The organism is Streptomyces sp. 5-10, assembly GCF_014712245.1.
Lineage (GTDB): Bacteria > Actinomycetota > Actinomycetes > Streptomycetales > Streptomycetaceae > Streptomyces > Streptomyces violaceusniger.
The window spans coordinates 1-4,280 of the sequence record NZ_JACVYG010000156.1 but is presented as its reverse complement, the minus strand read 5'-3'; the positions used below and the strand labels follow the sequence as shown (position 1 = coordinate 4,280).

The window sequence follows — 4,280 nt, the reverse complement described above, 5'->3', positions numbered from 1 at the left end:
ACGTCCCTGACCGAGTGCTCCACCCAACCCGCGAGCTGCGCGTCCAGCACCGCGCACGCCTCGTCGAACGCCTCCGCGAACACCGGATATCGGTCATACAGTTCACAGCCCATGCCGACCCGCTGCGAACCCTGCCCCGGGAACACCAGCACCGTACGAACGGAACCGCCGGCACTACCACTGACCACTCCAGGGCTCGACTCACCCCGCGCCAGCGCACCAAGCCCCGCCAACGCCTCCTCACGCGAACCGGCCACCACCACCGCACGCTCCGACAGCACCGCCCGCTGAGCGACCAGCGCACCCGCCACGTGCGGCAGAGACACCTCCTCGCCCGACTCCACGAAGGAGGCGAGCCGCTCCGCCTGCCCCGCCAGCGCACCGGCACTCCGCGCCGACACCACCAACGGCACCACACCCTCGACGACATCCACCACCGGCACAGGCACAGACTCAGGCGCCTGCTCCAGAATCACGTGCGCGTTCGTTCCGCTCAGGCCGAATGAGGACACCGCCGCCCGGCGCGGCCGTTCGACCTCAGGCCATGCGCGGGCCTCGGTGAGCAGTTCGACCGCGCCGGCCGTCCAGTCGACCTGCGCGGAGGGCGCGTCCACGTGGAGGGTCGCGGGCATGACACCGTGCTGTAGCGCCTGCACGGTCTTGATCACGCCGGAGACACCGGCCGCCGCCTGGGCGTGGCCGATGTTCGACTTCAGCGAGCCAAGCCACAGCGGCCGTTCGGCGGGTCGGCCGCGCCCGTAGGTGGCGAGCAGGGCCTGCGCCTCGATCGGGTCACCGAGCACGGTGCCGGTCCCGTGGCCCTCGACCATGTCGACGTCGGCCGTCGACAGGCCGGCCGACGCGAGGGCCTTGCGGATGACGCGCTGCTGGGAGGGACCGTTGGGGGCGGTGAGGCCGTTGGACGCGCCGTCCTGGTTGACCGCGCTGCCGCGCAGCACGGCCAGGACGGGGTGGCCGTTGCGGCGCGCCTCCGACAGGCGCTCCAGTACGACGACGCCCGCGCCCTCGGCCCAGCCGGTGCCGTCGGCGGCGTCCGCGTACGACTTGCAGCGGCCGTCGGCCGCGAGCGCCCGCTGCCGGGAGAACTCCATGAACATGCTCGGGCTCGACATCACGGTCGAACCGCCAGCCAGGGCGAGCGAGCACTCGCCCTGCCGTAGCGCCTGCGCGGCGAGGTGGAGGGCGACGAGTGAGGACGAGCAGGCCGTGTCGACGGTCACCGCGGGCCCCTCGAACCCGAACACGTACGAGATGCGGCCTGACGCCACGCTCGAGGAGGTGCCGGTCAGGGCGAAGCCGCCCAGTTCCGCGGGCACGTTGCCGCCCGCGTAGTAGTCGACGCCCATGATGCCGTTGAACACGCCGACGTCCGCGTCCTTGAGCGTGCCCGGGTCGATGCCGACCCGCTCCATGGCCTCCCACGACGTCTCCAGGAGCAGGCGCTGCTGCGGGTCCATCGTCGTGGCCTCGCGCGGGGATATCCCGAAGAACGCGGGGTCGAAATGCCCGGCCTCGTGAAGGAAGCCGCCCTGGTCGACGTACGAGGTCCCCTCGTGCTCGGGGTCGCTGTCGAAGATCTCGTCCAGACCCCACCCGCGGTCGTTCGGGAAGCCGGACACGCCGTCCCGGCCCTCGCTGACCAGCCGCCACAGGTCCTCGGGGCTCGCGACCCCGCCGGGCAGGCGGCAGGCCATGCCGACGATCGCCACCGGGTCGTCCGGATCGTGCACAACCGTGGAGGCCGGCGTCACCGGGCCCGCCGCGGTGAGCGCGGTTCCCGTCCCGTCGAGCCGGCCGTGGAGGTACTGCGCGAGGGAGAGCGGCGCCGGGTAGTCGAAGACGACCGTGGCGGGGAGGCTGAGGCCGGTGGCCTCGCGCAGGCGGTTGCGTAGTTCGACCGAGGTGAGCGAGTCGAAGCCGGCATCCGTGAACGCCCGTTCCGCCACGACTTTCGCCGCGTCCGCGTGCCCGAGCACGTCGGCGACACGGGTACGGACGAGGTCCAGAAGCAGCGCCTCCCGCTCGGCGGGCTGGAGCCCGGCCAGCCGTGCGGCGAGCCCGCTGCCGCCGTCCCGCGCCGCCCCGCGCGCCGCCTGCCGGCGGGCCGGTCGCACCAGGTCGCGCAGCAGCGGCGGCACCCCTGCACCGGCCGTGGCGGCCGCGCGCAGGGCGTGCAGGTCCAGCTTGGCCGGGACGAGGAGGGAACGATCGCTGTGCAGGGCGGCATCGAACAGAGCCAGGCCCTCGTCCACCGGCAGGGGCTGCACACCGCCGCGCCGGTTCATCCGGCTCCGGGCCAGCTCGTCCAGTTCGGCACCCATGCCGGAGGACTGCTCCCACGGTCCCCAAGCGAGGGACAGGGCCGGCAGGCCGTCGGCGCGACGCCTGGCCATCAGGCCGTCCATGAAGGCATTGGCAGCGGCATAGCTGCCCGTACCCGCGCCCAGGAAGACGGCGGAGACGGAGGAATAGACGACGAACGCGTCGAGATCCGGGGCGAGTTCGCGCGTGAGCTCGTCCAGCTGCTGGAGGGCGGTGACCTTCGGCGCGAACGCGCGGGCCATCCGCTCGGGGGCGATGTCGCCGATCACCCCGCCGTCGAAGACGCCCGCGGCGTGGACGACGGCGGTGAGCCGGTGCTCGGCCCCGGAGAGCTCGGTGAGGAGGGCGGTCAGAGCCTCCGGGTGGGTCACGTCACACGCAGGGACATCGACCGACTCCGCGCCCAGGGCTCGCAGTTCGGCTACGAGGTCGCGGGCGCCGTCCGCCTCCAAGCCGCGCCGACTGGTCAGAACGAGGCGGCGGATGCCGTACCGGGTGACCAGGTGACGGGCCAGCACGGCACCGAGAGAGCCGGTGCCGCCGGTCACCAGGACAGTGCCTTCCAGGTCCAGAACCGTGCGGGCAGGTGCGGGCACCGACACATCGGCCCGAGCGAGCCGGGGGACGAGGAGCTTGGTGCCACGGACTGCGAGCTGGGGTTCGGCGGTTTCCAGTGCGGCGCTCAACTCGCTCTCAGGGCAGGGTATTTCGGTGTCGATGAGCACGATCCGGTCGGGGTTCTCCGCCTGGGCGGCCCGGACCAGGCCCCAGACGGCCGAGCCTGCGGGGTCAGTGAGCGCCGCGTCGCCGCCGGCGGCGACGGCGCCCCGGGTGCGTACGACGAGGCGGGAGGCGTCGTCGGCCGTCTCGTCGGCCAACCAGGCCTGAACGGCCTCCAATACGCGGCGGGTGAGTGCGTAGGGGGTTTCGGCGTGGGCGTCGGTGTCACCGACGGTGATGGCCTCGACGACGGTGAACTGGGGCAGGGCGGACGGCGTCCGAGTCTCCGGGGCCAGAGCTGGAGCCGGGGCGGGCAGTTCGGTCCACTCGACCGTGAACAGGGAGTCACTGCCCGGCGCGGTGCCGGCCGCGGCCTCCAACTGCTCGGCGGAGATGGCCCGGGAGACCAGGGAGTCCAGCCTGAGGACGAGACCGCCCGCGTCGTCGACCGCCTCCAGGTCTATGGCGTCCGGCGCGAGTTGCACGACCCGCGTCCGGATGGAGGAAGCTCCGGCGGCGTGCAGCGCCAGACCTTTCCAGGCAAACGGAAGCCGTACGACGGGCTCGTCGGCCGCCGTGTCGTCCGACACCCGGCCGCGGAAGGCGGCGGCCGCGTTGAGCATGCTGGAGTGCAGAGCGGCGTCCAGCAGTCCCGGGTGGATACCAAACCGGGCGGCGCCGTCGCGCAGTTCCTCCGGCAGTGCGACCTCGGCGAAGACCTCCTCGCCGCGCCGCCACACTGCGCGCACGCACTGGAACGACTCCCCGTACGCGTAGCCCGCGCGCGCGAGGAGGTCGTAGCCGCCGTTGATGTCCATCGGCTGGGCTCCGGGCGGCGGCCAGGCGGCGAAGTCAAACTTCGGAGCGGGCGTAGCGAGCGTCGTCGGCGCCAGGATTCCGGACGCGTGCCGGGTCCATGCACCGGCTCCGTCGGCCGCATCGGCCTCGGCGTCTTCGCGGGCGGAGTACACCTCGACGGTACGTGCGCCGTTCTCGTCGGGGCCGCCGACTGCGACCTGGACGCGGACACCGCCCTGCTCGGGGACGACGAGCGGCGCCTCGATGACCAGCTCTTCGAGCGTGCCGCAGCCGACCTCGTCGCCGGCCCGGACCGCCAACTCGACCAGTCCGGTACCGGGGACGAGGACGACGCCGCCGACGGTATGGTCCGCGAGCCAGGCGTGCGTACGCAGGGACAACCGCGAGGTGAAGACCAG

At 72.9% G+C, this 4,280-nt stretch carries 1 protein-coding gene; it reads right to left on the bottom strand.

Annotation, left to right across the window (positions count from 1 at the left end; all coding sequences use genetic code 11):
- The coding region (locus tag IEJ02_RS47505) for a type I polyketide synthase (protein WP_191070461.1) at window positions 1-4,280 on the bottom strand (4,280 nt) is incomplete at both ends.